This window comes from Pantoea sp. OVA07A (genome assembly GCF_019969975.1).
GTDB lineage: Bacteria > Pseudomonadota > Gammaproteobacteria > Enterobacterales > Enterobacteriaceae > Pantoea > Pantoea agglomerans.
This window is the reverse complement of record NZ_JAHXYM010000002.1, coordinates 228,549-252,724: the sequence shown is the minus strand read 5'-3', so window position 1 is coordinate 252,724 and position 24,176 is coordinate 228,549. Positions and strand designations below refer to the sequence as shown.

Here is a 24,176-nt window from a genome sequence, read left to right as displayed (position 1 = left end):
TCAGGACGCGAACGTCCGCATCTTTACTGCCCGCCAGGCAGATACTGTTTTGGCATCGGCGATCCGGGGAACCACTTCTGATAGAGCCGTTGCCAGGTGCCATCCTGCATGGCTGCTTTGATGGCACTGTCCAGCGCGGCCTTGAAGGCGGGTTTGCCTTTGGCAATGGCAATGCCGGCCGGTGCATCAAACGAGGGGATGTCGGCGGCAGAGACCAGCTTAAAGCGGTCGGCGTAGCTTTTTGCCGCCTCGTAGTCGAGGAAGATCGCGTCGAGCGTACCGTTGTTGAGCGCAGAGACTGCGCTGTTGTTATCCGGGAAGCGTACGAGATCGGTCTGGGTGAAGTGTTCGACGGCATAGCTCTCCTGCAGCGTACCCTGAACCACCCCGAGCCGGTGTTTTGCCAGGCTGGCGACATTCTTCACGCCGCTGTCGTGGCGGGTCAGAACGGTGAGAAATCCCGCCAGATAGCCGGTTGAAAAATCCACCGTCTTTTCACGCGCAGGGGTGATGCCGATAGCCGCCACCGCCGCGTCATACTGACCGTTGGCCACCGCCGGCATGATGGCCGAGAAGTCCTGTCCAATAAAATCGACCTTATCGATCCCGATACGATGGGCGACATCTTTGAAGAATTCGACGTCAAAGCCGGTGAACTGACCGCTGGCATCCGTGAAGGTGTAAGGTTTTGAGTCGCCGACGCTGGCGATGCGTAGCTGACCCGGTTCGATCAGCCCATAGGGATTGTTATCGCTGGCAGCCAGCGTACAGAACGACAGTGAACAGAGTGCGAGCGTGGTGCCGAGCAGTTTGCCCAGGGTGGTTTGCGATTTCATAGCTCATCCGTTTTTGCAGGTTTAAACATCAGAGACTGTTGAGCCAGCGATTATTATTGAGACCGGTCTCAACACAGGTGACACCTTAAGACACTGATGTTGTGAGACCGGTCTCAAGGGGTTACAATGAGTTTAAGCACAGCCTTTTTTCGGCGTCAATATTCCTGTCATCAACCTGTGATTCAAAATAATTATGACCAGCCAGAAACGACAATCTAAAGCGCCTACCGTGGCGGATGTGGCGCGCGCAGCAAAAGTATCTAAAGCCCAGGCGGCGCGTGCGCTGGGTGGCTATGGGGCGGTCAGTGATGAGGTGCAGGAGCGGGTCAACAGCGCGGCCTCCGCGCTCGGCTACCGTCTGAATGCCCTGGCCCGCAGTATGAACACCGGACGTTCCAATACCATTGGTGTGATTGTCGGCGACATTGAGAATCCCCATTTCGGTCTTGCGCTGCGCGGTATGGCGGATGTGGCGCGCACTGCCGGTTACCATCTGCTGCTCAGTAACAGCGATGAGAAGTTGCAGGCTGAGCAGGATGCGGTGCGGGTGATGCTGGAAAAGCGGGTCGACGGCATCATCGTTGCGCCCTGCTGTTCAGAACACCGTCACAACAGTCACCTGACTCAGGTACTGGAAGAGGGCAGAGCGCTGAAATTATTTGATCGCGCAGTAACTGACCTTGATGTGGAGGCGATCTGTTGCGAATTTACCGAAGTGGCTGCAGAAGCAACCTCGCAGTTACTGGAAGCGGGCCATCGCCACATCGCCTATATCACCAGCATGGCACTGGCAACCGACTACAGCACGCCAGGGGATTTTGGCCTGACGCCGGTCGCCCAGCGCGTGGGCGGCATGATGCAGGCATTTGCTGCTGCGGGCGTGGAATTTGATCCGACGATGGTGAAAGTGAATGCGCTGGACGAAGCGGAGATTGCCCGTATCGTGGCCGAGCTGTGGCAGCGTCCGCAGCCGCCCACTGCGCTGGTGGCTTCTGACAGCGTGGTGGCGATGTGGCTGCTGCGCGAAGTGACGCAGCGCGGACTGCGAATCCCTGCTGATCTCTCATTCGTGATGTATGACAATTTTCCGTGGAGTGAGATTGTCACGCCACCGCTGACGGTGGTAGCGCAACCGGTGTATGAGATGGGCCGTGAAGCGGCACGACGCCTGATCGCGGAGATACACGGCGAAGCCGTCGGACCGATGCCGCGCTTTGATGCCCGTCTGATGATTCGCCAGTCCATTGCCGCACCGGCCAGCCTCATTAGTGCGGAATGATGCGGTTAACCCGGCCAGCCCGGTAACTGGTATATCGCCTGGCTGATGCGTTCGCAGGCAATGGTTCTATCATTTTCGCCAGTTTTGGTCCTTTTTAATCAATTATGATCGTGGCAATCTGCAGAGATAATCTGCAGCCAGGAGACAACATGCCACAACATACCAATCAGTTCGGACAGCCGGTCGGTGAGCCAATGCCAGACTGGCAGCCCCGACCTCTGCCCCAGCATCAGGTTTTTACTGGCGAAGTTTGTCGGCTGGAGCCGTTCAGTGTGGCGCGTCATGCTGAGGCACTGTTTGAGGCATGGGCGCTGGCTGAGGATGGGCGTGACTGGACTTACCTTCCTGCCGGTCCCTTTACCGAACGTCCGGCATGGCAGGCGTATGCCGCACAGCTTGAAGTGAGCCGCGATCCGCTGCATTTTGCCGTGATCGAGCTCGCCACCGACCAGGCGGTGGGTAGCCTGTCGTTAATGCGCATTCAGCCTGAACATGGCGTAATGGAAGTCGGGCATGTCATGTTTTCGGCCCGGCTGAAACAGACCCGCATGGCAACGGAGGCGCATTTCCTGCTGATGCGTTACGCCTTTGAGACGCTGGGTTATCGCCGTTATGAATGGAAATGCGATAGCTGTAACGCCCCTTCCCGTAAGGCGGCGGCACGTCTCGGTTTTCGTTATGAAGGCGATTTCCGTCAGGCAATCATCTACAAAGGGCGTTCACGTGACACCAGCTGGTTCTCGCTTATCGATAGCGAATGGCCGCAGGTGAAAAAGGGCCTGCAGCGCTGGCTGGCGGAGGATAACTTTACCGCCGACGGTCAGCAGCGCGAAAAGCTGGAGGCGCTGCGCGACAGACCCTGACCGGGTGATAACGCGATCACATTAAAATATCTTTCAGGACCGCCGCCAGCAGGGTGGTGGTCATGAGAATTGATAATCGTTTGATCCAGCGCATATCGGTGGTCAGGGTAACAACGTCATTTCTGAGGCTGTCCACAGCCGAAGTTAATCGGAAATTCATTTCACTGAGAGCGACATCCAGCTTATCCACCTTGGCTTCTAACTGATTAAAACGGATGGCCAGTTTGTCCGTTTTTCTTTCAACATGGCCAAGCCGCTCGTCTATCTGATGTACTTTTGTTGTGAGCTGACCAAGCTGCCCATCTATCTGATCGACTTTGGTTGTAAGCTGGCCGAGCCGAATGTCTATCTGATCAACTTTTATTGTAAGCTGGCCGAGCCGGTTGTCTATTTGATCAACTTTTATTGAAAGCTGGCTGACCCGGCTGTCTGTCTGGTCGACTTTCAATGTAAGATTGCCGAGTCGATCATCCATCAGGTCGACTTTGGTCGTAAGGTGACTGACCCGATCGTTTGTCTCGTCGACTCTGGTCGTAAGATGGCTGACCAGATCGTTTGTTTCGTCGATTTTAGTCGTAAGGTGGCTGACTCGATCGTTTGTTTCGTCGATTTTGGTTGTAAGGTGGCTGACCCGATCGTTTGTTTCGTCGACTTTGGTCGTAAGGTGACTGACCCGATCATTTGTTTCGTCGACTTTTGTTGTAAGGTGTCTGACCCGATCGTTTGTTTCGTCGACTTTGGTCCTGAGCTGACTGACCCGATCGTCTGTCTGGTCGGCTTTTGCCTGAAGCTGGCCGAGCCGAATGTCTATATGGTTGGCTTTGGTCTGAATCTGACCGAGTTGCTTTCCAACCTGTCCGCCGGGCTGCCTCTGCTGCATATCAGTAAACACCTCCACCATCGCCTCCGCTTGCTGATCGTCGATCCCTGCCTGTTGCAGCGCTTTAAAGGCTTTGTGGGTACTCATCATTGTGCTTGTCATCACGACACCTCCCTGTGCACTTCAGCGATAACGGCATCATGACAGGCAAAAGACGTATCGCCACTAAGCCGGTTATATTTTGCGCGCCTCGCCGAAAAATATCAATTAGTACAACAAGTAACGTGCAACAGAGTGCGGGCTGTCTCGCAACATTTAGCTGATGGCAGGATGAGGCGACTCTGCGGAAATCCGCAGAGTCGGAAAGAAAAAAGCGGGCGTCAGGGCTGTGGCACGATTTTAATTTCAACCATGCCGATGCCCAGTTTGCGCGGATCCTGACCGGTGATATTGCCGGTGTTACTCAGCTGCGGTTCAGGTGGTGCAATCACCAGACGATGGCTGGCGCCTGGGTTATCAAAATGCAGGGTATGTGTCGATATCTCTTCACTCAGTGACAGCAGTTGCTGCTGATCGCCGACCCGCACCGGAATCGCCCGGTGCGCGTTGGGGCCATACGCACGCGCGGTGATCACCAGATCGAACTTCGCGGGCAGCGCATCGATATAGTCGATATGAACCTCGGGCGCGAGATTAGCGTTAGACCAGCGTCCCCAGCTCTCTGGCCGTGAGATGCCGCTGAAGCTTTTAACACTCTCCGGTGCGCCAGGCACGTCAAGCCTGAAGCTATCGGCGCTGTAGCGAATGTTGTTATCTTCAATACGGATCTGCGCGAGGTTCTGCTGGTAACGCGCATCGCTGATAGCGCCCTCCGGGAAACGGACTTTGCCTTTCCACTGCGGTTTGTCGACATGCGTCACCGACGGCGTGCCGCCGAGCTGTCCCATCGCCACACAGAGATCGCCGGAAAGTGCCAGCGAAGGCTGCCAGAGTCGCGCCATCTTAAAACAGCGATCCACCCAGAGAAATTTATCGGCTGAGGCGAAATCCGCCAGCTGATAGCGCAGCGGTGCCGAATATTCCCCCTCCGGCATCGGCTCAACGTGCTTATCACTGATGCGGAACAGAATCGGCAATTTGAAGGTGGTCCCCGAGAAGCTGAAGATATTCTTCGCCTGATCCACCGTGAAGTTGTCTATCTTCTTCGGGAAGTTCCACAGCTGGATAATGTCGGGCTTCCAGCTCGCCACCTTACTCTTCATATCGTCGAACTGGGTGGAGAGTGAAAGCGATGAGAGGCTGCTGCGGCCCAGGCCAATCGCGTTATCGCCGCCGAGAATATCGAGCAGCGTGGCGCCGTTATCCAGCGTGCTGCGCTTCGCCTCCATCAATTCCGCCTGCGGCTTGTCACCACGGATCACCATGAAAAGATTGCGACGGGGCTGTTTGACCAGCCACGGATGCGCAGTGTTGTTCATCGCCAGATGATCCGAGCTCACCACAATCACGGTGTTTTTGAACCACGGCGACGCTTTAATGCGCGCAATCAGGCGCGCCACATGCTCCTGCGAGCAGGCGACCGCACTGAATGACTGATTCGGTTTGCCCTCAATGCTGTAGCTCCTGCGATCGCAGTTGCGTGAGATAAATCCGTCAGGATGATGGGTGTCGACGGTCAGCGTAAACAGCGCAAAAGGTTTACCGGCCTGAGAGAGTTCCTGATACTTCTCAAACACCTCATCCATTACCGTATCGTCGTAATAACCCCAGTTATTACGGTAGGTGGGATCGGCGACGCGGCTTTTCAGCTCCTGCGAACCATAAAGGTTAGCGGGATCAAAACCGTGTGATTTCAGGAAGACATCTTTCCCGGCGAAACGCAGATCGGCACCCTGAATAAACCAGTTCTCGTAGCCAGAGTTTTTCAGGATGTCGCCCAGACAGACGTTCTGAGGATAGAAGCTGGAGAGCGATGCTGACGCATTGCCATCAAACGGGGCAAACAGCGGAATGCCACACTGTGAGGCGACCATACCCGCAATGGTGTAATCGGTACCTGGCAGCTGTTCGGTTTCGCTGAAGTCGATGCTCTGTTCTTTCTGCCGGCTCAGCTCCGGCGCTAAGCCGGGAAAGGCGATAGGGTCAAAATAGGTGCGCTCTAAGCTTTCACCATAGATGTAAACCACGTTGAGGTGCGGCTGTTCAATGCGATTACGCGGCACTTTATAGAAGTTGTCGAAGTCAGAATCTGCCAGTTGGGTATGCGACACAATCAGGGTCGCGACCTGGCGAAAGGCCGGGGTGGTCTGCACTGAGCCAAGTGCGCAGGCGGCAGCCAGCAGCGACCAGCCCATGTGATGCGGACGCTTACGCCGCTGCAGAATCCACGACAGCAGGCAGAACAGCAGAAACAGCACGATGATCAGCCCAATCGCCGGCACCACATATTTGCTGACACCCGCGCCGGTCAGACTGTTGGTCAGGGTATAGAGCACCGCATCGTTGATGCCGTCACCGGTAAAATAGTTGCTGGCATAGAGGGTGGCGTTCAGCACAACGAAAAGCACCAGCAGAATAAGAACGACAATAAACCAGAATTTGTTACGCCCGGCTTTACAGGAATAGATTGCAATAGCGGCCAGAAACAACGCGACGGACACCAATTCGGACAACGGCAAATCCTCTCTTCAGGGCTACGCGAGGCTTCACGCAACCGGCCACCTTCGGGGGATGGTTTTTCGACAATCTATATTGGCTGTAATCCGGCTGCAACATATCCGGCCCGATTTGTGCGGTGAAGAGCAGATTGGTTTATTGTCATTTCAGAAGTGAGGTTATCAGGCGTGACGGTGGCTGGCGCGCACCGTCAGCAGAGCAGAAGTCAGGGCGATTTTCAGAGTTTGCCGGTGAGATATTGTGCTTCGCCGTCGGCAAAACTCCAGTCACCTTTGTCATTGGTGATAAAGCTGATCATTAAATCGTTGCCCTGCACACCACAATGCTCACGCAGCTCACGCGCCAGCTCGGCCATAAACAGCTGTTTCTGTTCACTGCTGCGTGGGCTGGTATAGACCCGCACCATCACCAGATTATCGCTCCGGCTGAATCCCAGTCCGGTATCCTGAAACACCATCTGGTAGTGCTTGTTTTCCTGAACAATCTGGTAGCGATCGCGTTCCGGCACCTTAAAGGCCGTGAGCACGGCGCGGTGTGCCGCATCCAGCAGTGTACGAAGCTCTGATTCTGAACGACCCTGGATAACATCAAATTGTAGCAGTGGCATAGCGGATTCCTCCCGGTGATTAAGAACCTTATGGTGACCCCTTTATCCGGCGGGAAAAAGCGCGTAGCCTGAAATGATTATTCACTATAGTGAACAATCACGATGAAAGAGATGAAAACGGATACGCTGTGGGATCATCTGCACTGGCTGACCGTACTGGCAGAGCAGGGCAGCTTTACCCGCGCGGCAGAGCGGCTCGACGTCAGCAAGGCGGCGATGAGTCAGAAAATCAAAGAGCTGGAGGAGATGGCCGGTGTGTTGCTGGTACAACGCACTACGCGCAGCGTGCGGCTGACCTCTGCCGGTGAGAAGCTGGTGGAGGAGCTACGCGAGCCTTTTGCCCGCATTGAACAGAGTTTTTTCAGCGTGCGGGACACCGCCGGGCCGGTCCGTGGCCTGGTGCGCATTACCGCACCGGTGGCGTTTGCCCGTCAGCAACTGGTGCCGATTATCGGTGAGTTTCTGCGTGATTATCCGCAGGTGCGTCTGCAACTGGATGTGACTGACCGCATTGTGTCGCTGAGCAGCGAGGGATTTGAGCTGGCCATTCGACACAGCGACACCCTGCCGGAAACCCACGTGGCACTGCCGCTGTGTGACACGCGAACATTACTGGTGGCATCACCCGCCTATCTCAACGAACAGGGGATACCGCGTACGCCGCAGGATCTGGCGCAGCATAACTGCCTTTACTATCCACGCGGCGTCGAATCACCGCGCTGGCGGTTTACCACCACCGCGGATAGCGAACAGGTCCAGATACGGATCCAGGGCAGCTTTGCCACTAACAACAGCGAGTCGATACGCGATGCGGCCCTGCAGGGGTTAGGGATCGCTATGCTGCCCGATTTCAGCGCCCGGGAGGCGCTGGCAGCAGGGTCATTGCAGCAGGTGTTGCCTGCGTGGCAGCCGGTTGAGGCCTTTGCCGCTCGCCTGTGGATCGTACGACCCTGGGCGGCGCAGGTGCCCCGCGCGGTCACCACGTTTACACACTGGCTACGCGCGCGCTTTGACCGTTGAAGGCAATGCCAGCGCAGGTGGCGTGGTGTGCATCATCTCGCCAATCAGGCTGCTGCGGTTATATAAACCAAGCCGCAGATTGAAGTCGAGATGCAGCCGCTCGTTGCCGGTTAATTTTATAATGGGTGGCGGCGTCTGTGGCCGCTGCTGAAACATCACTGACTGCGCAAAGGCGCTGCTGCTGTCGGCATGCAGGCGCTGATAGAACCAGGCGCTGGCTTCACTTTTACGCAGATAGAGATTCGCCCGCCGGTATTCCCGCATCGCAACCTGCTGCGCCAGCGACAGGAGCTGACGAGACGGATTCTCCATATTCTGCACAATCAGCGGAAAATCATCACGCTTCTTCAGCTCATGGAAATAGTTGCGGATGCCGACGTTTTTAACCGGCGCCAGCTGTTTCAGCCATTCGCGGATAAAGGGATTTTGCGGGGCGGCAGCAAGAAACCAGCTCTCGGTGACCGGCGCAAGCAGATTCAGCGTCGATTGCTCACCATAGTAACCAATGAGATCCATTGACCGCGCTTCGTGAACGCGATGCACCCAGGCGAGATTCTCAAACAGCAATGTGCTGCAATCGATGCCGATGCCGCCATAACGGTGAATCAGCTCAAGCCGGATGATTTCACTTTTATGTGCCAGCGTCAGATCGGAAGAGATAAAGTTGAGATCGGGCAGCCACTGCGACAGGGTGCGCTGCGTAATCAGATAAACCTGGTGGTCGGGGTTGTCCCGCCGGATTTTACTGATATTCAGCGCCATTGAGGCAGGCAGGTGATCGTTATGCCAGACCATCCAGACGATTTTTGGAATCTCCGGCAGATCTTTCTGCTGCGCGATCAATACGACATTATCTTCCTGACCCGGATCATATTCCGGTGCCTGACAGAGTTTCTGCTGTTTTCTATTCCATAACATCTGGCTACTGAACGATATTCTTTTCCAGTTACGCCAGATTTTATGCGCTGGACGTTGGCGATGTGAAGTCATGGTACACCTGTTATTTTTATTTTCCCGTCATAGTGCAGGCTCTGCCCGTTCCGCCAGCGGCGGGAACGGCCGGAATTACATACTGACTGCAATCCCGATGAGTGCGGGAATTAATGAATAGTTTTCCCTGGTGGCGACGCAGTGCTGGAGCGCGCGATAGTTTCCTCACGGCTGTTTAATTGCACTGCACCTTTTTAATAAAACATTATTTACACATTAGCTATGTCTTTTTTTGACTTTAGGATAATACGGAAATAATCCGGTCACGTTATGAAAATAATAATGTCGTCACTGTTAATCATTTATTTAAATGCGGGAATAAACGCAGTTAAGGAATATCTGAATATTATTCTTAACCTGCGCGTTATCCTGCGGCCCGGGCCACAGGAACAGTGGCTATTGTACTTAACTGGTGGTGTAAGCCCGGCTCATCAATCCGCGGAATCAGACAGCCTGAAGAGGATTGTCTACGCTTAAGAAGAACTTACTGAGAAAGGAGCGCGCATGCAGAGTGAATCTTACGGGTTACTGGCGGTTGATAAGCAGGGTAATCGCGTCCTGTTTCTTAATCCGGAAACCTTCGCGGTCGAGCGGGAACTGAACGCTTTTCCACCGCGGCCGCATGAACTCCTGATGCTGGCCCCCTGGGGTAAAGCCTATGTACCCATTTTTGGCGACGGCGTTCATGGTAATAACCCGCATCCGGGTCACAAAGTGGCGATTATCGATTTACAGCGTCGGGAGATCAGCGGCTTTATCGATCTGTCGCCGCTGCGGGCACCCCACAGCGGGCAGCTGGGCCGCGATGGCAAAGTCTATCTCTGCTGTGAGCAGAGTGCCGCAGTGGCGGTGATCGATCCGCAGAGCGACAAAGTGGAAAAAATCATTCCAGTTCCTTCTCACAACGCGCATCGCCTGACGCTGTCACCCAGCGGCCGCAAGCTGTTCACCGATAACGAAGAGGATGCGACCATCACCGTGGTGGATCTCTGTGAAGCAGAGGGGCGGGTTATCGACACCATCCTGCTGCCCGGGCCGATTGCGGGCATCGCTGCCTCTCCGAAACACCCCTATCTGGTCGCCAGCGCCGCTGATGCACCGTTGCTCTATGTGATCGATCGGCAAAGCCACCGCATTCGCCAGCGCCTGACGCTGCCAGGTCATGAGCGGCCCTGTCAGGTGGTACGCTTCAGCGCCGATGGCGAGCAGTTGGTGGCGATAGGCGATCAGGAACCGCTGGTGACGCTGTTTGACGATCTGCTGAATCCGCTGGGCGACATCCGGGTAGGTAACATGCCGATGGATGGCTGTTTTACGCCAGACAGGCAACAGCTGCTGATTGCCAATCAGGATGATGGCACGCTGAGCGTCATCGATCTGGCGCAGCGTAAAGTGATTGCCACGCCGCGTGTTGGAACGGGCTGTGAGGTGCTGGGTTATTTTCCGATCGGTCAGATAAACGGACGATGATAGATCGCGGAACTCCAGTGGCGGCTGCTGGCGTGCTTCTCCGCCTGCCAGCCGCGTTTACGTAATTCGCGCGCAATCATCTTATTCATGATGCCGTGGCCCAGCAGCAGCACCGTGCCATGCCGTGAGTGATCGATCAGCTTCTCTGCCGCCGCGGAGGCGCGGCTGCGCGCATGTTGCAGCGACTCCGCTTCACCCGCATACCCGCAGAACCACAATAACCGCAACAGGGCCAGCCAGCACAGGGTAGGCAACTGCACCGCGCCGGTTCGCAGCAGTGGCACGGCGACTTCGCTGAACACGGCATCAACCTCATGGGGCTGCAGACCGAGCTGGCTCAGGGAGGATTGTGCGCGGGGCAGGGGACTACAGACAATCACCGCGGCCTGACGTGCAATCTCAATACTGCGCGGCGGCGGCCCGTCACTGACCTGTGACTGATCGTAGGCTTCGCACCAGTCTGCCAGCGCCTGCACGCTCTGGCGACCCGCAGCCTGGTGGTCAGGTTTACCGTGTCGCATCAGGATAATTTTCATAGCATCTCTGTCCGCCCTTTTTGTCAGGGTAACGTATTGTCTGCGCTTACAGCGATTTTTCAGAATAAATACACGTGTCATCTCATGGTCACAGGCGTGTGCGACAACAGAGCCCGATGAAAGGATTTTAGTCAGTCTTATAACGCTTAATCATAAGAGAAAATGGTAACTTATAGTCGATGGTGATTTTTTTCAGGCGATGTGTTGCGGGTAACTGGCTGAATTTGCGCTAAAAATGCGTGATGACGGGATGTGATAGTGAAGTTTTACTAATAATTTTCATCAGGATCTATTGATTTATCTACGCGCGTAGATACACTAGGTCCCCAGTGATTGCTCACGGTGCCCGATGCACAGTAGACCCATCGATTGTTAAGTTACATTCGCTCAGTTTAAGCGACCGGTGAAAAATACACCGGCGAAATGGGGCGAAGAACAAGATTCCAACACCAGGGAATCCTTTAACCTTTCATCATGGTTAGTCAACTGAACGTCGTCACCGGGGAATTTCCGCTTTTATCAGGGAATCGACCCATGGACGGGCGTTTATCGATCTGCATACTCATTCAGGGATAGGGTTATGACGGCACACAACTCCGTTAATCAGCAGGCATCACTGTCATCCACTTCAGCCGCCGATGAGCGGTTTAACACCCCTTCAGGCCGCAAAGATTTCTGGCGCGCCACTTTCTCATGCTGGCTCGGAACGGCAATGGAGTACGCGGATTTCGCGCTCTATGGCCTGGCGGCCGGTATTATCTTCGGCGACGTCTTCTTTCCGGAATCAACCCCTGCCATGGCACTGCTCTCCAGCTTTGCTACCTGGTCAGTCGGCTTTGTTGCCCGGCCTATCGGCGCACTCTTTTTCGGCTGGCTCGGTGACCGCAAAGGCCGAAAGGTGGTGATGATCTCCACCATCATTCTGATGGGCGCTTCCACGACGTTGATCGGCCTAATCCCGAGCTATGCCTCTATTGGCGTCTGGGCTCCTGCCTGTCTGGTTCTGCTGCGCTTTACGCAGGGTTTTGGCGCTGGCGCGGAGTTATCGGGCGGGACGGTGATGCTGGGCGAATATGCGCCGACAGAGCGTCGCGGACTGATCTCCTCCGTGATCGCGCTGGGTTCTAACAGCGGCACACTGCTGGCTTCGCTGGTCTGGTTGCTGGTGGTACAAATGGATCAGCAGAGCCTGCTGGAGTGGGGCTGGCGTATTCCGTTCCTCAGCAGTGCGCTGATTGCGCTGGTTGCCTTGTGGATTCGACGTCATCTGCGCGAAACACCGGTGTTTGAGCGCAGAAAAGCGGAAATGGAAGCGGAACGCGCAGGCGTACTGGCCGCTCCGGTGGTGGATCAGCGGCCTTTCTTCCAGCGTACCCGTGCCTTCTGGACCATGGTTGGCCTGCGTATCGGCGAAAATGGCCCCTCCTACCTGGCGCAGGGCTTCATCGTCGGTTACGTCGCGAAGGTGCTGATGGTCGACAAGTCCGTACCAACCACTGCGGTGTTCCTGGCGTCGTTGCTGGGTTTCCTGATCATTCCTTTAGCGGGCTGGCTCTCTGACCGCTTTGGTCGCCGGGTGGTTTATCGCGTGTTCTGTCTGTTACTGATGTTCTACGCCTGGCCCGCCTTTACGCTGCTCGACACGCGTGAACCGATGCTGGTGATCCCGGTTATCGTGGTCGGTATGGCGCTGGCGTCGCTGGGTATTTTTGGTGTGCAGGCGGCATGGGGCGTGGAGATGTTCGGCGTTCATCATCGCTACACCAAAATGGCAGTGGCTAAAGAACTGGGTTCCATTTTGTCCGGCGGAACCGCACCACTTATTGCCGCTGCTATGCTTTCTTATACCGGTCACTGGTGGCCGATTGCGGTTTATTTCTCTGCGATGGCCGCAATTGGGTTCTTTACCACCTTTGTCGCGCCTGAAACGCGAGGGCGGGATCTCAATCTGCCTGAAGATGCCATCTAGCTTTGCCTGAGGATGCCATCTGCCAGGATAGCGCGAAAAGCAGCAGGCCGTGTAAAGCGGCCTGTTTTTTTATGGAGGAACGTGATGTGCCTAAGTCGTTAACGGGAAAAGTGACCCGCAGTGAAGTTGCGAAAGCGGCAGGCACCTCAGTGGCAGTTGTCAGTTATGTCATCAATAACGGGCCTCGCCCGGTTGCCGAGGCGACCCGTCAGCGGGTACTGGAGGCGATTAAAGCCACCGGTTACCGGCCAAATGCGGCAGCACGCGCACTGGCATCCGGTAACACCAAAACCTTCGGATTGGTGGTGCCCAACATCGGCAATCCTTTTGTGGCCTCAATGGCGCACGTGTTGTTGCAGGAGTCGATGAATCACGGCCACGTTATGCTGCTGGGTGATGCAGGTGATGACCGGAAGCGCGAACTGGAGTTAATTCAGGGACTGCTTAATCGGCAGGTCGATGGACTCTTTTACAACAGCGTCGATCGCCATCCTTACATTGACCTGATTAAAGCCAGCGGTACGCCACTGGTCATGCTGGAGCGGGTTGAGCCTCAGCCGGGCGTTAACATGCTGCGGGTCAATGAGCGTCAGGCCGCCTGGCAGGTGACGGCACATCTCTTGAGTCATGGTTATCAGCAGGTCGGCATAATCAGCGGCCCGGTCGATATGCTTAACGCGCAGGATCGTATTCAGGGCTGGCGTGATGCCATGCAGGATCGCGGTCTGCCGATTGATGAATCGCTGATGTTTCCCGCCAGCTACACCCCACAGGGCGGATACGCTGCGGCACAAACCATGATCGCCCGGGGTCGTGTGCCTCGTGCGCTGTTTACCAGCAACGAAGGTCAGGCGATTGGTGCGCTTCGCGCCTTTTCCGAACATCAGATCCGTGTGCCACAGGATGTGGCGCTGGTCTGTTTTAACGGTACCAATCACTCGTCGTTTCACGTCCCGACATTAACGACCGTGCGCCAGCCACTGCGTGAGATGGCTCGCTCTGCGATTCATATGCTGAAAGAGGGACAGAGCGAAGCGCAATTAAAGGAGTTTCCACACTACCTTGAAATCGGTGAATCCTGCGGCTGTGAGCCGCAAAGCCAGAGTTAGCCTATAAAAATATGAAAAGAATTATTATTGACTGCGATCCCGGCAACGGTATCGCGGGTGCCAACACCGATGATGGGCTGGCGATTGCGCTGGCCTTAGCTTCACCTGCACTGTCGCTGGAATTGATCACCACCGTGGCCGGTAACACGCCATGTGAAGTTGGCGCGCGCGTCGCCAAAGATCTGATCGTCCGGCTGGGATTATCTATCCCGGTAATCCAGGGGGCGACGCAGGCGCTACAGGAAGATCCTGCGCCGTGGCGCGAGACGCTGGATAACCGGGTCAATCAGCTTGCGCTGGGTGAGATGTGGCAGGGCGTGCGCCAGCCAGCGGATGTCGCGGCGGATGCGATTGATGCCGCTGACGCTATCGGCAAACTGATTTGCGACAATCCGGGCGAGATTACCCTGGTGGCGATTGGCCCGCTGACGAATGTGGCGCTGGCAATGCAGCGCTATCCCGCCATGGCCGACGCTGTGGCGGAAATTGTCATTATGGGCGGCGTATTTACGCTGGATGATTATATCAAAGACACCAATTTTGGACTGGATCCGGAAGCGGCCCATCAGGTGCTGCACAGTGGTGCAGCAGTAACGCTGGTTCCGATGGATGTCACCACGCAGACGCTGCTGACCCAGCAGGATTTGACCCGCCTGACCGCCGTCGATCATCCGCTGACCGAATTTGTACGCGATACGCTGCGTCCCTGGATCGACTATTCGATGGCGACCCGGCAGCTGGCGGGATGCTGGATCCACGATGCGCTGGTGGTCGCCTGGTTGCTGAATCAGCGGGTCGCTTCAGGCATCGATTACCGGGTGGATATCGAACTGCGTCCCGGTGCGACGCGCGGCAAAAGCTGGCGTTATCGTCAGCCCCTTCGGGTCACTGTCGGCGTGCCTGAGCAGTGCGGCGCATCGGTACATGTGCTGCATCGTGTCGATAACACGCTGCTGTTATCGATTATTGAACAGGCATTTAAGCGCCTGAAATCCTGATGTCGTGGGCGATTAACTCGTCCGCGTGCTGGCTGCGGCGGATCGGTTTCCTGAAGATCGCTGTTGCCATCAAACGCTGACGGTATCCGTCAGTTTATCAGCAGCATCAGGACGCGGGCAGAAGGTGCTAGCTGATACCTGGCATTACATTGCTTCGCACACGTCGATCCAGCGGGCGTTAGTCAGTTCAGCCATCAGCTGTGGGGTAATGCGGACGGCGCTGTGGATAGCGCCGGCGGCGGGCAGGACTTCCTCGAAACTGCGTAGTGAGACATCACAGTAAACGGTCAGCGGATTCTCAAGACCGAAAGGACAGACGCCGCCCACCGGATGGCCGGTCCAGTTAATCACCTCGTCCACGCTCAGCATCCGCGCTTTCGCCCCCAGCGCCGCTTTCAGCTTGCGATTATCCAGCCGGGCATCGCCTCGTGTCACAATCAGCACCACGTCGTTTTTCACTTTCAGTGACAGGGTTTTGGCAATTTCTCCTGGCGTCACGCCATGGGCGCGGGCAGCCATCCCGACCGTCGCAGTGCTTTCGGCCAGTTCAATAATTTCAATTTCAGGGGCGTGTTCGGCGAAGAACTGGCGCACGGACTCCAGGCTCATCTTTCTCTCCAGGCTGATCGAAGGCGTAAAAATTGCCACAAGCCTCAGTGCCTGTAAACGAGATAAACGGAGAATTCAGCGTAATTAAGTCTGTTTAGCTGCCGCTCAGGGTGCAGTTGCCGCATTGTTCGACATCGGGAATGCGATAACGCTGGCAGCAGCTGCGACGGACCAGTTCGCCGTTGCGCGGGATCATGGTGCGGTAGAGCGGGTTTTCGCTGCCATCCAGCAGCCGCTGGTTGAAGAACAGCGCCTGCTCCAGTTGCAGCACCAGCGACTCATCGATCTGGCTTTTCAGCTCACCCAGGAACCACTGAAATGAGTAGCCCATATTGTTCCAGATGAGTCGGGCGTTGATATCACCATGCTGCGTAATACCATTGACCACCGGGATCAGATGCTGCTGAATCAGCCGATCGATACGCTGCTGAGGGTTAAGGTAGCGCGCTTCTTCATCCTCCTGCACATCGATCCAGAAAGTGGCCGGATGACCATTCTCATGAAAACCGACGCGGATATGCTCTGGCGAGCAGTCCAGCGCACGCGACTCCTGCAACAATGCCATGATCAGTGTTGGCAGCAGCAGGCCAAAATACCATTGCGCCCAGAGTGACAGCACCGGTTTCGCTTCACGAACCGCATCAGGATGATCGCGATAGAGGTAATCGCTGTAGCGCTGAATAATTGGGGTAAAGGCTTCTGATTGTGACCAGGCGGCGAGGGTCAGCGTGTCGCGCGGAGCAGGCTGGCTGAGCTTCGTCGATTCAAGCAGATAGCTGCGCTGTTGTTGCAGCCGCTCATGCAGACTTTCCGCCAGTGGACGGTCATTCTGCCGGAAGATCATCGACTGAGCGTTAAAACGCTGTTCCTGAGCTGAAACGGTTGCCATGACGACTCGCGAAAAGTGTAGATAAGAAAGCAAATGATAATCGTTATTGATTAACTCTACAAGTCGTGTAAAAAATCGTCGTTGCGGGTGGGAAAACGGCGGGTTTGAGGTCAGTTATCCGATCGGACAGAGCAGCAGAGAGCCGGGCATATCGCGCCGAAGCCTCCGTTATTACCGATGGCGTTACGTTTAATTAGGCATGTTCACTGGCGGTCTGATGCTGTTTTCGGGGTAAATCCTCCCAGGCGAGAATGGTATTCCGGCCCTGATTTTTAGCCACATATAATGCGCTGTCAGCATTGGCGACCGCCAGGTCAAATTCATTATCGTAAATAGGCGCGATGCCGGCACTGATGGTGACGTGGGTTGAAACGGTTTCATTGAAAAGATGAGGAATTTCTAAATCCAGCACGTACTGACGGATTCGCTCTGCCAGTTTCATGGCGATGGAACTGTTCACATTGGTCATCAATACCAGAAACTCTTCGCCGCCATAGCGGGTGACAACATCGCGTGAACGCACCGCATCACGAATTGCGACAGAGACCCGCGCCAGAGCCTGATCGCCCATCGCATGCCCGTAATTGTCGTTATAGGACTTAAAGTGATCGATATCCAGCAGCAGCACATAGTGGCTGCCAGCATGGTTTTCCAGAATATTATCGAGCCGGTTCTTAAGACCACGACGGTTATAAAGCCCGGTCAGCGGGTCGAGCATGCTGAGGTCGCTGAATGTCTCTTTCTCTTCGTAGAGCTGATGCATCAGGCGCAGAGTAAAGTTGTCGGCACGGCGGCGCATCAGATGCTGTAGTGAAAAACCAATCAGCGGCAGCGTAATGGTCAGCAGGATCAGCGGCAGGTGCTGCGCATTGTCGAGCAATAAAACGGTGAGCACCGGTGGCGTGACATGCAGACAAAAAGCCCCCAGATAGTCGCTCAGGGCGATGGCACTGATAAATAACACACTAATCAAACTGATAATAAGAAAGCCACCATCAAAATAGAACACCTGATGAAAGCGATAATTAATATGCCAGGCCCAGAGCATTCCAAGCAGCAGCGCCACAGGATTTAACAGGGGAAGTTTTACTTTAGGCCATATTAAAAGAAAAATTAACATGATGACGCTAAAGGCCGCGACACTCATTACCGGCAGGGTCGTCTCACTTTGCTCACTGCTCATTATTGGCAGCAGATGAAATAGCGAAACGGCGATATTCAGAAACAGAAAAAGCATCACTGAAAGCCGGTATTTACTCTGTTTCAGTTCTTCATAAGATTGTAATTTCATTATAAGTACTCGTGACGACCCTGAAATACCAAAGCGCACGCCGGCAAAACCAGGTTCTGCCAGACAATGAGCAAATTATTGCTGTTGCTGTTATTAAAGGTGTTATCGGCCGCAATCTAGCATTTTCCAACTGGTCTGTCATCTTCGTTGCCGGGCGTGACAAAAACAGGCTGCAGAGCAGGCAAAACTGTCATATGATAATGGGAATGCTTATCATTTGAGGTTGGTGTCATGGGGATAGCGATTATCGCGGCCTGCGGCCTGTGGGGAGTCAGTTGGGCGCTGGGTAAAAAGCTGGATAGTGCGTGGGGCGTGTTGCTGCCGTGCATTGCGCTGCCGCTGTTCGCCTTATGGGAACCAAGCTTCAGCCAGTGGCGGATGGTGATGACGGTTGCACTGCTGCTGACAGTCGTGATGCTGTTTAACCAGCGGCTGCGTCACTATCTGCTGCTGCCATCCTGTCTGGCGTTAGCGGGCGGACTGGCGGCTGTCTCTGTGAATTTTCATCTGAATTAACATAAGCGGAGTGGTTAAAACCGGCGAACGGGGTAAAGCGGCTGGAAAAGGTAAAGCGACCGGAAAACAGAACAACTGGAAAAGGTAAAACGAGCAGGGGGTAAAACGAAACTACAGGGGAACAGAAGAGATGAGCGGGAAAGGCCTGAAGATGACAACGTTGGTGCGAAGAGAGGGACTTGAACCCTCACGTCCGTTAAGACACTAACACCTGAAGCTAGCGCGTCTACCAATTCCGCCACCTTCGCATCGAGTTGTCTGTTCATATCACCGCAATGGTGCGAAGAGAGGGACTTGAACCCTCACGTCCGTTAAGACACTAACACCTGAAGCTAGCGCGTCTACCAATTCCGCCACCTTCGCGCAGTGCTCGCGATATGAAACTTGTGATTTTGGTGCGAAGAGAGGGACTTGAACCCTCACGTCCGTTAGGACACTAACACCTGAAGCTAGCGCGTCTACCAATTCCGCCACCTTCGCATACCCGTAACACCTTGAGAATGTTACAACCACGGAGGCGCATTCTAGAGATTTTACTCTTTGCGTCAACAACTATTTCGTCGGGCTGAAACGATCGCTGTAAAAAGCAACGTTTTCAGCCCGGCAAAGCAGTTAACAGCAGGAAAAACCCTTAGCGCGTTTTGGCACCGCGACCATAGACGGCACGGTAAACTTTAAAGCGCCCGGTTTGCGCGATGACTTCGTGACTGCCGAAGGCTTCATCCAGCGCCTGCGGATAGGGCAGGAAGGTGTTAGCAACGATACGCAGCTCGCCGCCGGTATTCAGGTGCTTCACCGCACCACGAATCAGCGCCTGTGCGGCGTCGAGGCTGGTCTGAGTGCCTTCATGGAAGGGCGGATTAGAGATAATCATGTCGAAACGACCGGTCACGTCAGAGAAGACATTGCTGGCGAAGACTTCGCCCTCGATGCCATTGGCGGCCAGCGTCGCTTTACTTGCTTCAATCGCCGCTGCATGCACGTCACACAGCCACAGACGCACTTTAGGCGAACGGGCAGGCAGCGAGGCGGCAATCACGCCCGCGCCACAGCCCATATCCAGCACTTTACCTTTGGTGTGCGGGGTAAAGGTCGACAGCAGCAGGGCGCTGCCGCTATCCAGACCGTCACGGCTGAAGACGCCAGGCAGGGTATGAATCGTCAGACCATCAAGCTGATACTGGTGACCAAAAGTGCTGGCATCGAATTCAGGCTGTTTGTCGAGGCGACCGTGGTAGAGACCACAGCGACGCGCGCTGTCGATCTTCTCCAGCTTCACCCACGACTCCATCATGCCTTCGGCGCTGCGCACGCCGCTGCGGTTTTCACCGACCACGAACACGTCGCAGCCCACCGGCAGCAGCGACAGCAGGTTCTGCAGCTGGAACTGCACTTCCGGCTTATTCTTGGTCCAGAAGTAGACCAGGGTATCGCAGCCCTGCACATCTTCGGCCTGCGCAACCATTCCGTAACGCGCCTGTTCGCCCATACGGCGGCTCAGGTTTTGCCAGTGATGATATTGCTGGGTGTGAACGCGCGATGAGGCGGTTTCCAGCTGAGCGGGCAGGTCATCCTGCAGATCGCCAGCAAATAAAACATGGCGGGCGGTAAATTCATCACTGTGGCGCAGAATGACTTCGCTGGCCGGGGTAAAAGCAGACATGTAGGGCTCCTGTAAGATCTGAGCGGGGATTATAGTGGTTTGTTGGCGCATGTTCGATGGGTTTGCTAGCATAGCGTCGCATTCAGGCAGCAGAACAGGTAACACCATGACGTCCAGGCGCGACTGGCTTTTACAGCAAATGGGAATTACGCAGTACCAACTGCGCCGCCCGCGCGTGCTTCAGGGCGAAATTGCCGTCACGCTGGCACCGGACACGCAGTTAATTATTGTCGCTGACGCGCCCCCCGGTTTGCATGAACCGCTGATGTGCGATGTGCTGCATGCCCTCAATCTGCAACCCGCTCAGGTAATGACCGTGACACCGGATCAGCTGCAAATGCTGCCGGAAACGCTGAACTGCGCGGGCTGGTTGCTCGGCGTAGAGAGCGAACAGACTTTCAATGGCGTGGCATTAACCAGCGCCTCTTTCAATGAACTGACCAGCAGCGGCGTCGCCAAACGCGCGCTCTGGCAACAGATGTGTAACCATGACAGCCATCTCTTTACTCACCCCTGACGATCTGGCGCAGGCCTTCGCCATTGAGTGTCGTAGTCACGCGTTTCCCTGGAGTGAAAAGACGTTTGCCAGCAATCAGGGCGAGCGCTTTATCAATTTACGTCTCGACGTTGACGGCCAAATGGCCGCCTTTGCGATTACGCAGGTGGTACTGGACGAAGCCTCGCTGTTTAACATCGCGGTCGATCCCGCTTTTCAGCGCCGGGGATTGGGCCGCCAGCTGTTGCAGCATCTGATCGATGAGTTGATCAAACGCGACGTGCTGACGCTGTGGCTGGAAGTGCGGGCCTCGAACCTGCCCGCCATCGCGCTCTATGAGCAGCTTGGATTCAATCAGGTCAGTCGTCGCCCCAACTATTATCCCACCGCCAGCGGCCGTGAAGATGCCATTCTCATGGCACTGACGCCGTAGCGGTGTTAAGGAGCTTTAATGATTGATAACTGGGATTGCATCCTGTTTGATGCCGACGATACCCTTTTTCATTTCGACGCCTATGCCGGTTTGCAGCGCCTGTTCGCCGGTTATGACGTGCAGTTCACCGACCAGGATTACAGCGATTATCAGGCGATAAATAAGCCGCTGTGGGTCGATTATCAGAACGGTGCTATCTCCGCGTTACAGCTGCAGACTCAGCGTTTCAACCACTGGAGCGAAAAGCTCAGCGTTGCGCCGGAGATCCTCAACAGCGGCTTCCTCAGCGCAATGGGAGAGATCTGTACGCCGCTGCCGGGCGCGGTCAGCCTGATGAACCAGCTGCATGGCCGGGTGAAAATGGGCATCATCACCAACGGTTTTACTGCGCTGCAGCAGACGCGTCTGGAGCGCACCGGTTTTCGCGATTACTTCTCGGCGCTGGTAATCTCGGAGCAGGTCGGCCAGCCAAAACCGGCGCCAGAGATTTTTGATTACGCACTGAATCTGATGAGCAACCCGGATCGTGAGCGGGTGCTGATGGTGGGTGATACGCCAGAGTCAGACATTCTGGGCGGCATGAATGCCGGTATTAAAACCTGCTGGCTCGATCATGGCACCCGGCCATTGCCGGAACATATTAAGCCCACCTGGCAGGTCAAATCGCTGGGCGAGCTGGAAGCGCTGCTCATCGGCTAACGCAAGACGCCTCGCAAATCAGCATCTTTCCCATAAAAAAGGCCCGCACAGCGGTAATGCTGGTCAGTTAAGCGACAGGTGATAACGCAGTCTGGTGCCGCTCAGGGGCTGGCGGTCCTCGCGCCGCTGCGCGGTTCCTTCACTTCATTCGCCTGCCTGACGGACCGCCGGGGATGGCACTTCCTGTGCCGCCCCGCCTTTCGCCCGCGTCCTGCGGGCTCTCCTGGCAGACTCATTCTGTTCAGCGCTGCGGATTGCCTGCTCCTGATCGCCACCGGCCTGCTCTGAAGCTTCTGGTGCGTACTGTTAAAAAGGGCACGAGAGTGGAGGCCTGAGCGCCTCTGCTGCTGAAAGGGCTATCCGCAGCGCTGAGGCGTGACGGTGGGCCAGAAGTCCACGCCGGGAAGCGTGGACAGGTCGGGGCCGGCCAGGGAGGGCCGATCCCCGAACGGTTCGTCGGCACGACGTCAAAGCCGAAGGTACCGCGTGAGCGGCGCGAGGACGGCCCGGCAGCAGCAGAGGTGCGCTGGCCCGCACTGCGGCTCGCTCGCCCGGAAAAAAAGCTGCCACGTTTGACCGTGACAGCCTTTACAAATCTAATCTTAACTGACCAGCATTACCGTTGTGCGGGCCTTTTTTGTTTTATCTTTACCGCAGCCGGAGCGTTACTCTTTCTTCTCGTCGTCCTCATCCCGATCCTCTTTCACCGGGGTGCTGGCGGTGAGCAGGAAAGGCGACTGCTGCCAGCGGGTGCGGCGGTGGCGCAGCAGGGTGCGTGAGAGAATGATGCCAATTGCCAGCGCCAGCAGCATCATCAGACGCAGAATATTGGTGGTGTTATCGACCTGATGCGAGTCGGTGACAAGTACGTGGGTATCCAGCGTCACGCGCAAAAAGCCCAGCGGACCCTCGTTTCCGGCCAGCGGCTGCACAATCTGATGGTTGAAATAGCTGCCCGCGCGCTGGCCGTCGAGCGCCAGCCGATCGCGGACATTGATGTTTTCACCGCTGTGCGCCACCAGGCTGCCGTCGCCGTCATAGACCGATGCATCCAGAATACGGCTGTTAGCCGTCATCTGATTAAGAATGGCTTCTATCTGAGTCCGATTATTTTCACTGTTGTCCATCAACGGCTTAAGGCTGAACGCCACCTGGCTGGTCAGCGTATGCGCCAGCTCCTCGACCTGTTCAGAACGCGCCGCCTGATGGCCGAGGCTGAACCAGGATGCGCCCTGCATCAGCACGACCAGCAGCGCCATCGAGATGAGAACGATCACGGTACGATGTAAGCGAAATTTCAGTGCGGTTTTAGCCATTAATCATCCGGGTCATATCACAACAGAAAGCCTGGAGATTATGTTGCCAGAAGCGGCGCAGACAAGGTAGCCTCTTGCGTGGTTTTGTTGTCCCTACAGGAGCTCTGATGCCAAATCGTTTAACCTGGTGCGATCTTCCCGCCGATGTCTCCCTCTGGCCGGGTTTGCCCCTTTCTCTTAGCGGTGATGAAGTGATGCCGCTGGATTATCGCGCTGGCCGTACCGGCTGGCTGCTGTATGGCCGCGGGCTGGATAAGCAGCGGCTGACCGATTACCAGCACCAGCTGGGTGCCGCCATGGTGATCGTCAGCGCCTGGAACGTCGATGAGTATCAGGTGATTCGCCTGGCGGGATCGCTGACGCCGTTTGCCAGCAAGCTGGCGCACGACGCTGGCCTGGATGTTGCGCCGCTGGGCAAAATCCCGCATCTCAAAACGCCAGGCCTGCTGGTGATGGATATGGACTCCACCGCGATTCAGATCGAGTGCATCGACGAGATTGCAAAACTGGCGGGCTGTGGCGAGCAGGTGGCGGAAGTCACGGAACGTGCGATGCGCGGCGAACTCGATTTCACCGCCAGCCTGCGTCAGCGCGTGGCTACGCTGCAGGGGGCAGACGCCAATATTCTGAAACAGGTACGTGATGTTCTGCCGCTGATGCCGGGCTTAACGACGCTGACGCAGAAGCTGCAGGCGCTGGGCTGGCAGGTTGCCATCGCGTCTGGCGGCTTTACCTACTACGCCGAATACCTGCGCGACAAGCTGCATCTGTCGGCGGTGGTGGCTAATGAACTCGAAATTCGCGACGGCAAACTGACCGGCAAGGTGCTGGGACCGATTGTCGACGCACAATACAAAGCCGATACCCTGAAGAAGCTGGCGCAGCGTTTTGACATCGCGCCGGAACAGACGGTGGCGATCGGCGATGGTGCCAATGACCTGCTGATGATCAAAGCCTCAGCACTGGGCATTGCGTTCCATGCTAAACCTAAGGTGAATGAGCAGACTGCGGTCACCATTCGCCATGCCGATTTAATGGGGGTGTTCTGCATCCTCACCGGCAGCCTGATCCACGAAGAGCGTTAACTGAGG

General features: G+C 55.7%; 23 protein-coding genes and 3 tRNA genes. 12 read left to right on the top strand and 14 right to left on the bottom strand.

The window, feature by feature from the left end:
• Window positions 1-23: 23 nt before the first annotated feature.
• Complete coding sequence (locus tag LC417_RS09675) at window positions 24-836, bottom strand: ABC transporter substrate-binding protein (RefSeq protein ID WP_031593265.1); 813 nt, start codon at window positions 834-836, stop codon at window positions 24-26.
• A gap of 193 nt (window positions 837-1,029) precedes the next feature.
• Between LC417_RS09675 and LC417_RS09670 the strand changes: the two genes are divergently transcribed.
• The gene (locus LC417_RS09670) at window positions 1,030-2,115 is read left to right on the top strand and encodes a LacI family DNA-binding transcriptional regulator (RefSeq protein WP_223565770.1); all 1,086 of its coding nucleotides are present in this window, start codon (window positions 1,030-1,032) and stop codon (window positions 2,113-2,115) included.
• A gap of 149 nt (window positions 2,116-2,264) precedes the next feature.
• A complete protein-coding gene (locus tag LC417_RS09665) occupies window positions 2,265-2,978 on the top strand; it encodes a GNAT family N-acetyltransferase (RefSeq protein WP_187511941.1) in 714 nt (237 codons plus the stop codon).
• Window positions 2,979-2,994: 16 nt separating this feature from the next.
• Here the strand turns inward: LC417_RS09665 and LC417_RS09660 are convergent, their stop codons facing one another.
• From LC417_RS09660 to LC417_RS09650, 3 genes are all read right to left on the bottom strand, one after another.
• Window positions 2,995-3,960, bottom strand: coding sequence for a tropomyosin (locus tag LC417_RS09660; protein ID WP_223565769.1), 966 nt, complete (start codon window positions 3,958-3,960; stop codon window positions 2,995-2,997).
• Between the two features lie 218 nt (window positions 3,961-4,178).
• On the bottom strand, window positions 4,179-6,470 hold the full coding sequence (opgB, locus tag LC417_RS09655; protein WP_223565768.1) for a phosphatidylglycerol--membrane-oligosaccharide glycerophosphotransferase: 2,292 nt from the start codon (window positions 6,468-6,470) through the stop codon (window positions 4,179-4,181).
• 221 nt (window positions 6,471-6,691) lie between these two features.
• The gene (locus tag LC417_RS09650) at window positions 6,692-7,081 is read right to left on the bottom strand and encodes a tautomerase family protein (protein WP_010671724.1); all 390 of its coding nucleotides are present in this window, start codon (window positions 7,079-7,081) and stop codon (window positions 6,692-6,694) included.
• A 102-nt stretch (window positions 7,082-7,183) separates the two neighbouring features.
• Here LC417_RS09650 and LC417_RS09645 point away from each other — a divergent pair, with 102 nt between their 5' ends.
• Entirely contained in the window at window positions 7,184-8,101 is a 918-nt protein-coding gene (locus tag LC417_RS09645) for a LysR family transcriptional regulator (protein ID WP_201500109.1), read from the top strand.
• On the opposite strand, the gene LC417_RS09640 is transcribed toward LC417_RS09645, so the two are convergent.
• Entirely contained in the window at window positions 8,078-9,091 is a 1,014-nt protein-coding gene (locus LC417_RS09640; protein WP_061703607.1) for a glycosyltransferase family 32 protein, read from the bottom strand. The two genes, LC417_RS09645 and LC417_RS09640, sit on opposite strands and share 24 nt — an antisense overlap.
• 504 nt (window positions 9,092-9,595) lie before the next feature.
• Between LC417_RS09640 and LC417_RS09635 the strand changes: the two genes are divergently transcribed.
• Window positions 9,596-10,561 carry a hypothetical protein gene (locus LC417_RS09635; RefSeq protein WP_033759801.1) on the top strand — a complete coding sequence of 322 codons (966 nt, stop codon included), beginning with the start codon at window positions 9,596-9,598 and terminating at the stop codon, window positions 10,559-10,561.
• Here LC417_RS09635 and LC417_RS09630 read toward each other — a convergent pair.
• The gene (locus LC417_RS09630) at window positions 10,543-11,097 is read right to left on the bottom strand and encodes a histidine phosphatase family protein (RefSeq protein WP_010251487.1); all 555 of its coding nucleotides are present in this window, start codon (window positions 11,095-11,097) and stop codon (window positions 10,543-10,545) included. The two genes, LC417_RS09635 and LC417_RS09630, sit on opposite strands and share 19 nt — an antisense overlap.
• A gap of 580 nt (window positions 11,098-11,677) precedes the next feature.
• Between LC417_RS09630 and LC417_RS09625 the strand changes: the two genes are divergently transcribed.
• The 3 genes from LC417_RS09625 (at window position 11,678) to LC417_RS09615 (ending at window position 15,173) form a co-directional block, all read left to right on the top strand.
• Window positions 11,678-13,066: an MFS transporter gene (locus LC417_RS09625; protein ID WP_010251485.1), complete on the top strand. Its 1,389-nt coding sequence runs from the start codon at window positions 11,678-11,680 to the stop codon at window positions 13,064-13,066.
• 86 nt (window positions 13,067-13,152) lie between these two features.
• The gene (locus tag LC417_RS09620; protein ID WP_029519642.1) at window positions 13,153-14,175 is read left to right on the top strand and encodes a LacI family DNA-binding transcriptional regulator; all 1,023 of its coding nucleotides are present in this window, start codon (window positions 13,153-13,155) and stop codon (window positions 14,173-14,175) included.
• An 11-nt stretch (window positions 14,176-14,186) separates the two neighbouring features.
• Window positions 14,187-15,173, top strand: coding sequence for a nucleoside hydrolase (locus LC417_RS09615; RefSeq protein ID WP_223565766.1), 987 nt, complete (start codon window positions 14,187-14,189; stop codon window positions 15,171-15,173).
• A gap of 144 nt (window positions 15,174-15,317) precedes the next feature.
• Here LC417_RS09615 and LC417_RS09610 read toward each other — a convergent pair whose 3' ends face one another.
• The 3 genes from LC417_RS09610 to LC417_RS09600 all read right to left on the bottom strand — a co-directional run bounded on the left by LC417_RS09610 (window position 15,318) and on the right by LC417_RS09600 (window position 17,962).
• Window positions 15,318-15,782 (bottom strand): YbaK/EbsC family protein, encoded by a 465-nt coding sequence (locus tag LC417_RS09610; RefSeq protein WP_010251476.1) that lies wholly within the window; start codon window positions 15,780-15,782, stop codon window positions 15,318-15,320.
• Between the two features lie 94 nt (window positions 15,783-15,876).
• Window positions 15,877-16,671, bottom strand: coding sequence for a siderophore-iron reductase FhuF (gene fhuF / locus LC417_RS09605; RefSeq protein WP_010251473.1), 795 nt, complete (start codon window positions 16,669-16,671; stop codon window positions 15,877-15,879).
• 193 nt (window positions 16,672-16,864) lie between these two features.
• Window positions 16,865-17,962 carry a diguanylate cyclase gene (locus tag LC417_RS09600; protein ID WP_061703609.1) on the bottom strand — a complete coding sequence of 366 codons (1,098 nt, stop codon included), beginning with the start codon at window positions 17,960-17,962 and terminating at the stop codon, window positions 16,865-16,867.
• Between the two features lie 231 nt (window positions 17,963-18,193).
• Here LC417_RS09600 and LC417_RS09595 point away from each other — a divergent pair, with 231 nt between their 5' ends.
• Window positions 18,194-18,478, top strand: a complete 285-nt coding sequence (locus tag LC417_RS09595; protein WP_010251467.1) for a DUF1435 domain-containing protein — start codon at window positions 18,194-18,196, stop codon at window positions 18,476-18,478.
• A 161-nt stretch (window positions 18,479-18,639) separates the two neighbouring features.
• Here LC417_RS09595 and LC417_RS09590 read toward each other — a convergent pair.
• The 4 genes from LC417_RS09590 to rsmC all read right to left on the bottom strand — a co-directional run bounded on the left by LC417_RS09590 (window position 18,640) and on the right by rsmC (window position 20,141).
• Window positions 18,640-18,726: transfer RNA gene (locus LC417_RS09590), tRNA-Leu, on the bottom strand.
• A 28-nt stretch (window positions 18,727-18,754) separates the two neighbouring features.
• Window positions 18,755-18,841 (bottom strand) — tRNA-Leu (locus tag LC417_RS09585).
• A gap of 30 nt (window positions 18,842-18,871) precedes the next feature.
• Window positions 18,872-18,958: transfer RNA gene (locus LC417_RS09580), tRNA-Leu, on the bottom strand.
• 151 nt (window positions 18,959-19,109) lie between these two features.
• Window positions 19,110-20,141 (bottom strand): 16S rRNA (guanine(1207)-N(2))-methyltransferase RsmC, encoded by a 1,032-nt coding sequence (gene rsmC / locus LC417_RS09575; RefSeq protein WP_010253598.1) that lies wholly within the window; start codon window positions 20,139-20,141, stop codon window positions 19,110-19,112.
• A gap of 106 nt (window positions 20,142-20,247) precedes the next feature.
• Between rsmC and LC417_RS09570 the strand changes: the two genes are divergently transcribed.
• From LC417_RS09570 to yjjG, 3 genes are read left to right on the top strand one after another with little or no spacing between them, the layout of a single operon-like run.
• Window positions 20,248-20,658, top strand: coding sequence for a DNA polymerase III subunit psi (locus tag LC417_RS09570; protein WP_223565765.1), 411 nt, complete (start codon window positions 20,248-20,250; stop codon window positions 20,656-20,658).
• Window positions 20,630-21,070: a ribosomal protein S18-alanine N-acetyltransferase gene (gene rimI, locus LC417_RS09565; protein WP_010671713.1), complete on the top strand. Its 441-nt coding sequence runs from the start codon at window positions 20,630-20,632 to the stop codon at window positions 21,068-21,070. The genes LC417_RS09570 and rimI overlap by 29 nt, the downstream gene beginning before the upstream one ends.
• An 18-nt stretch (window positions 21,071-21,088) precedes the next feature.
• Complete coding sequence (gene yjjG / locus LC417_RS09560; protein WP_010253605.1) at window positions 21,089-21,769, top strand: pyrimidine 5'-nucleotidase; 681 nt, start codon at window positions 21,089-21,091, stop codon at window positions 21,767-21,769.
• A 665-nt stretch (window positions 21,770-22,434) separates the two neighbouring features.
• Here the strand turns inward: yjjG and LC417_RS09555 are convergent.
• Window positions 22,435-23,085 carry a YtjB family periplasmic protein gene (locus LC417_RS09555; RefSeq protein WP_010253606.1) on the bottom strand — a complete coding sequence of 217 codons (651 nt, stop codon included), beginning with the start codon at window positions 23,083-23,085 and terminating at the stop codon, window positions 22,435-22,437.
• Between the two features lie 107 nt (window positions 23,086-23,192).
• On the opposite strand from LC417_RS09555, the gene serB reads away from it, so the two are divergent.
• A complete protein-coding gene (serB, locus tag LC417_RS09550) occupies window positions 23,193-24,170 on the top strand; it encodes a phosphoserine phosphatase (protein WP_050680501.1) in 978 nt (325 codons plus the stop codon).
• Window positions 24,171-24,176 lie beyond the last annotated feature (6 nt).